This is a genomic window from Escherichia sp. MR (assembly GCF_005280595.1).
Classification (GTDB): domain Bacteria; phylum Pseudomonadota; class Gammaproteobacteria; order Enterobacterales; family Enterobacteriaceae; genus Escherichia; species Escherichia ruysiae.
This window is the reverse complement of the sequence record NZ_SZVK01000097.1, coordinates 1-5847: the sequence shown is the minus strand read 5'-3', so window position 1 is coordinate 5847 and position 5847 is coordinate 1. Positions and strand designations below refer to the sequence as shown.

Below are 5847 nucleotides of genomic sequence, written 5' to 3'. Positions count from 1 at the left end.
TGATAGAAACAGAAGCCACTGGAGCACCTCAAAAACACCATCATACACTAAATCAGTAAGTTGGCAGCATCACCGGGAATTTGATTTTTAATAATATCTTCCAGGGAGGAAATCATATCATTGAGTTGCAGATGTGTACGGGTGTCTGAAAAATTAAGATGAATAGTTTTCTGACACCCCAACATCTTTAATGCTTCGCGAGATTCTTCATGACGATCGATGATTTCGCTTACACCCGAATCGCCAGCAGTCATGACAACGGCGGTGATATAAAATCCTTTCTGCGCAAGACGAGCAAGCGATGCGCCACAACCTAATTCAATATCGTCAGGATGCGCACCAATCGCAAGAATACCTTTCCTCTTTTCTGCTGAAGAATGCAACGCAGAATTTAAAACCTTATCCAATTCATGACACTCCATTGTAATTATTATGCTGAAAGCGCGACGAATGCAGAGCGGCAACCCTCTGCAACATACTCAGATGTTAAAAATGACACGCGGTAAAAAAAGAATAATCCTGAGAACAGGTCAATTAATGCCCGGAGGGCCGTAAGCGGTATAAGTTTGATTTGTGTGCATCATATGTTAAACATTTGTGTGTTTTGTGAGCGTGATTATATTTTTTACATATTGTATTTAGATGTGATTTAGTTTGTCAATTAATTGCATTTAAAAAATATCTTCTATCAACCATTACTTTTTATATTCGTTTTATGAATGAATTGGTATGGCAAAGAGGTTTTGAAGATTGCATTATATAAAATAAAAATAATATATATATTTATTATTGGTTGTCTGGTTGGTGGAGGGTGAAATAAATTTTTATTGTTTGAATTTTTATTCGTATATAAAAGTAAATGTGGCATTGCTTTGTAGGAAAACGGTTGGTAAATGCATAACTCATCTATCGTTTGCCATTTTTTTGCTAAGAATAAAAACATATTGTCCATAATGATTAATTCTTTTATCAAATATCTTTCTCCGCGAATACTGCTCTCATAACAAGACAGGGGAGCAGACAATTATGGCAATTTCATCGCGTAACACACTTCTTGCCACACTGGCTCATCACTTTTCAGGCGCAGGCGGTGAACGTCACCGTGGCGTATCAAACCTCCGCCGAACCGGCGAAAGTGGCTCAGGCTGATAACACCTTTGCCAAAGAGAGCGGGGCGACCGTGGACTGGCGCAAGTTTGACAGCGGAGCCAGCATCGTTCGGGCGCTGGCTTCTGGCGACGTGCAAATCGGTAATCTCGGTTCCAGCCCGTTAGCGGTTGCTGCCAGCCAGCAGGTGCCGATTGAAGTCTTTTTGCTGGCGTCAAAACTGGGTAACTCCGAGGCGCTGGTAGTTAAGAAAAACATCAGCAAACCCGAAGATCTGATTGGCAAACGCATCGCCGTGCCGTTTATCTCCACCACGCACTACAGCCTGCTGGCAGCGTTGAAACACTGGGGCATTAAACCCGGACAAGTGGAGATTGTGAACCTGCAACCGCCAGCGATTATTGCCGCCTGGCAACGGGGAGATATTGATGGCGCTTATGTCTGGGCACCTGCGGTTAATGCGCTGGAAAAAGACGGCAAGGTGCTGACCGATTCTGAACAGGTCGGGCGGTGGGGCGCGCCGACGCTGGACGTTTGGGTAGTGCGCAAAGATTTTGCCCAGAAACATCCTGAGGTGGTGAAAGCGTTCGCTAAAAGCGCCATCGATGCCCAGCAACTGTACATTGCGAATCCGGACGCGTGGCTGAAACAGCCGGAAAACATCAGCAAACTGGCGCGCTTGAGCGGTGTACCGGAAGCGGACGTACCGGGGCTGGTCAAGGGAAATACCTATCTGACGCCGCAGCAGCAAACGGCAGAACTGACCGGAGCGGTGAACAAAGCGATCATCGACACCGCGCAGTTTTTGAAAGAGCAGGGTAAAGTTCCCGCCGTGGCGAATGATTACAGCCAGTACGTTACCTCGCGCTTCGTGCAATAAAAGGAGGCGCGAATGCTGCAAATCTCTCATCTCTATGCCGATTATGGCGGTAAACCGGCGCTGGAAGATATCAACCTGACGCTGGAAAGCGGCGAACTGTTGGTGGTGCTGGGGCCGTCCGGCTGCGGCAAAACCACTTTGCTGAATCTGATTGCTGGTTTTGTGCATTATCAGCAAGGCAGCATTCAACTGGCGGGCAAGCGTATCGAGGGACCGGGTGCAGAGCGCGGGGTGGTTTTTCAGAATGAAGGGCTGCTGCCGTGGCGTAATGTGCAGGATAACGTGGCGTTCGGCCTGCAACTGGCGGGGATGGAGAAAAAGCAACGTCTGGAAATCGCTCACCAAATGCTGAAAAAAGTCGGCCTGGAAGGTGCAGAAAAACGCGACATCTGGCAGCTTTCCGGCGGTCAGCGTCAGCGGGTAGGGATTGCCCGCGCGCTGGCGGCTAATCCCCGGATGTTATTACTCGACGAACCGTTTGGCGCGCTGGACGCCTTCACCCGCGACCAGATGCAAATACTGCTGCTGAAACTCTGGCAGGAGACAGGCAAGCAGGTGTTGTTGATTACCCATGATATAGAAGAAGCGGTGTTTATGGCGACCGAACTGGTTCTGCTTTCACCGGGGCCGGGTCGTGTGCTGGAGCGTCTGCGGCTCAACTTCGCCCGCCGCTTTGTTGCGGGTGAGTCGAGCCGCAGCATCAAGTCCGATCCACAATTCATCGCCATGCGCGAATATGTTTTAAGCCGCGTATTTGAGCAACGAGAGGCGTTCTCATGAGTGTGCTTATTAATGAAAAAATGCATTCGCGTCGGCTGAAATTGCGCTGGCCGCTCTCGCGTCAGGTGACTTTAAGCATTGGCACACTAGCGGTTTTACTGACTTTATGGTGGGCAGTGGCGGCGCTGCAACTGATTAGCCCGCTGTTTTTGCCGCCGCCGCAACAGGTACTGGCAAAACTGCTCACCATTGCCGGAACGCAAGGATTTATGGACGCCACGCTGTGGCAGCATCTGGCAGCCAGCCTGACGCGCATTGTGCTGGCGCTACTTGCGGCGGTGTTAATCGGCATTCCGGTTGGGATCGCCATGGGGCTAAGCCCGACGGTGCGCGGCATTCTGGATCCGGTAATTGAACTGTATCGCCCGGTGCCGCCGCTGGCCTATTTGCCGCTGATGGTGATCTGGTTTGGTATTGGTGAAACCTCGAAGATCTTACTGATCTATTTAGCGATTTTTGCACCGGTGGCGATGTCGGCGCTGGCGGGGGTGAAAAGCGTGCAGCAGGTTCGCGTTCGTGCCGCGCAGTCGCTGGGCGCCAGTCGCACGCAGGTGCTGTGGTTTGTCATTCTGCCTGGCGCGCTGCCGGAAATTCTCACCGGATTACGTATTGGTCTGGGGGTTGGCTGGTCTACGCTGGTGGCGGCGGAGCTGATTGCCGCGACGCGAGGCTTAGGTTTTATGGTTCAGTCAGCGGGTGAATTTCTCGCAACTGACGTGGTGCTGGCGGGGATCGCGGTGATTGCGATTATCGCCTTTCTTTTAGAACTGGGTCTGCGTGCGTTACAGCGCCGCCTGGCGCCCTGGCATGGAGAAGTACAATGAGTGAACGTCTGAGCATTACCCCGCTGGGGCCGTATATCGGCGCACAAATTTCGGGTGCCGACCTGACGCGTCCGTTAAGTGATAATCAGTTTGAACAGCTTTACCATGCGGTGTTGCGCCATCAGGTGGTGTTTCTGCGTGAACAAGGCATTTCGCCACAGCAGCAACGCGCGCTGGCCCAGCGTTTTGGCGAGCTACATATTCATCCTGTTTACCCTCATGCCGAAGGGGTTGAGGAGATTATCGTACTGGATACCCATAACGATAATCCGCCGGATAACGACAACTGGCACACCGATGTGACATTTATTGAGACGCCGCCAGCGGGAGCGATACTGGCAGCGAAAGAGTTACCATCAACCGGGGGCGATACGCTATGGACCAGTGGTATTGCGGCGTATGAGGCGCTCTCTGTTCCCTTCCGTCAGTTGTTGAGCGGGCTGCGCGCGGAGCATGATTTCCGTAAATCGTTCCCGGAATACAAATACCGCAAAACGGAGGAGGAGCATCAACGCTGGCGCGAGGCGGCAGCGAAAAATCCTCCTTTACTACATCCGGTGGTGCGAACGCATCCGGTGAGCGGTAAACAGGCGTTGTTTGTTAATGAAGGATTTACCACGCGAATTGTCGATGTCAGTGAGAAAGAGAGCGAAGCCTTGCTAGGCTTTTTATTTACCCATATCACCAAACCGGAGTTTCAGGTGCGCTGGCGCTGGCAGCCAAATGATATCGCGATTTGGGATAACCGCGTGACTCAGCACTATGCGAATGCAGATTATCTGCCACAGCGGCGGATTATGCATCGGGCGACGATCCTCGGGGATAAACCGTTTTATCGGGCGGGGTGAAACGAGCGCGGACGGTCCCCTCGTGTGGCGAAAGAACGGTGATTTAGATAAAACGAATACGGACGGTCCCCTTGAGCGGCGAAAGAACGGTGATATAGATGAAGCGAGTGCGGACGGTCCCCTCGCCCCCTTGGGGAGAGGGTTAGGGTGAGGGGGCGTTCACCGTACTTTCAACAGGTTAACTCCCCCTTTCTGAGAGGAAACAAAATTAACGCAGAATCTTCTTCTCAGCCAGATCCAGCGCAAAGTAGCTGAAAATCAGATCCGCACCCGCACGCTTAATCGAACCTAAGCTTTCGAGCACTACTTTCTCTTCATCTATAGCACCCGCCAGCGCGGCGAACTTAATCATCGCGTACTCGCCGCTTACCTGATACGCGCCAATCGGCAGTTCAGTACGTTCACGCAGCTCACGCACGATGTCCAGGTACGCTCCGGCTGGTTTAACCATCAGGCAGTCTGCGCCCTGAGCTTCATCCAGCAGTGATTCACGAATCGCTTCGCGACGGTTCATTGGGTTCATCTGATAGCTTTTGCGGTCACCTTTTAATGCGCTTCCGGCAGCTTCACGGAACGGACCATAAAAGGAGGAAGCGAACTTGGTCGAATACGACATGATCGCCGTATCTTTAAAACCCGCAGCGTCCAGCGCCTGACGAATCGCCTGTACCTGACCGTCCATTGCGGCGGAAGGGGCGATGAAGTCTGCACCCGCAGCAGCAGCGACCACTGCTTGTTTGCCTAAATTTTCGAGGGTCGCGTCGTTGTCGACGCCGTGCTCGCACAGCACACCGCAGTGACCGTGAGAGGTGTATTCGCAGAAACAGGTGTCTGACATAACGATCATTTCAGGCACGGTCTGCTTGCAAATGCGTGACATACGCGCCACCAGACCATCTTCCCGCCAGGCATCGCTGCCCGTTTCATCGGTATGGTGAGAGATGCCGAAAGTCATTACTGACCGAATACCGGCGTTGGCGATACGTTCGATTTCGCGCGCCAGATGTTTCTCTGGAATACGCATTACGCCCGGCATGGCTTCAACGGCTTTGTAGTCGTCAATTTCTTCTTCAACAAAGATCGGCAACACCAGGTCGTTAAGGCTAAGTGTTGTCTCTTCAAACATAGCGCGCAGCGCAGGAGATTTGCGCAGGCGACGAGGGCGTTGGATTAAGTCTGTCATGGTCTGCCTGATGTTTGTGGAATCGAGGGACATAGTATACCTGAAGCAGGGCGGGGGTGTTTTACGAAAGTTGTCGCGATGTTGACAAGAAGAGAATGAAAGACCGGCCTGGACATCTTTTTAATATAAATAGCAATATTTTCATATTCAGGTAATGACTCTAACTTATTGATAGTGTTTTATGTTCAGATAATGCCCGATGACTTTGTCATGCAGCTCCACCGA

General features: G+C 51.5%; 5 protein-coding genes and 2 pseudogenes. 4 read left to right on the top strand and 3 right to left on the bottom strand.

Annotation, left to right across the window (positions count from 1 at the left end):
• Positions 1–74 precede the first annotated feature (74 nt).
• Positions 75–407 (bottom strand): annotated as a pseudogene (locus tag FC814_RS21950) (PIG-L deacetylase family protein); the annotation flags it as partial.
• Positions 408–1026: 619 nt separating this feature from the next.
• On the opposite strand from FC814_RS21950, the pseudogene tauA reads away from it, so the two are divergent.
• The 4 genes and pseudogenes from tauA (at position 1027) to tauD (ending at position 4439) form a co-directional block, all read left to right on the top strand.
• Positions 1027–1987: pseudogene (tauA, locus tag FC814_RS21945) on the top strand (taurine ABC transporter substrate-binding protein).
• 12 nt (positions 1988–1999) lie between these two features.
• Positions 2000–2767 (top strand): taurine ABC transporter ATP-binding subunit, encoded by a 768-nt coding sequence (gene tauB, locus FC814_RS21940; protein ID WP_105281367.1) that lies wholly within the window; start codon positions 2000–2002, stop codon positions 2765–2767.
• Complete coding sequence (tauC, locus tag FC814_RS21935; protein ID WP_137326465.1) at positions 2764–3591, top strand: taurine ABC transporter permease TauC; 828 nt, start codon at positions 2764–2766, stop codon at positions 3589–3591. The genes tauB and tauC overlap by 4 nt, the downstream gene beginning before the upstream one ends.
• The gene (gene tauD, locus FC814_RS21930; protein WP_000004056.1) at positions 3588–4439 is read left to right on the top strand and encodes a taurine dioxygenase; all 852 of its coding nucleotides are present in this window, start codon (positions 3588–3590) and stop codon (positions 4437–4439) included. Before tauC ends, tauD begins: the two co-directional genes overlap by 4 nt.
• A 208-nt stretch (positions 4440–4647) precedes the next feature.
• Here the strand turns inward: tauD and hemB are convergent, their stop codons facing one another.
• Both hemB and FC814_RS23780 read right to left on the bottom strand, forming a co-directional pair.
• Entirely contained in the window at positions 4648–5622 is a 975-nt protein-coding gene (gene hemB, locus FC814_RS21925) for a porphobilinogen synthase (protein ID WP_001295337.1), read from the bottom strand.
• A 165-nt stretch (positions 5623–5787) separates the two neighbouring features.
• The coding region (locus tag FC814_RS23780) for an IS1 family transposase (RefSeq protein WP_071528444.1) at positions 5788–5847 on the bottom strand (60 nt) is incomplete at its 5' end.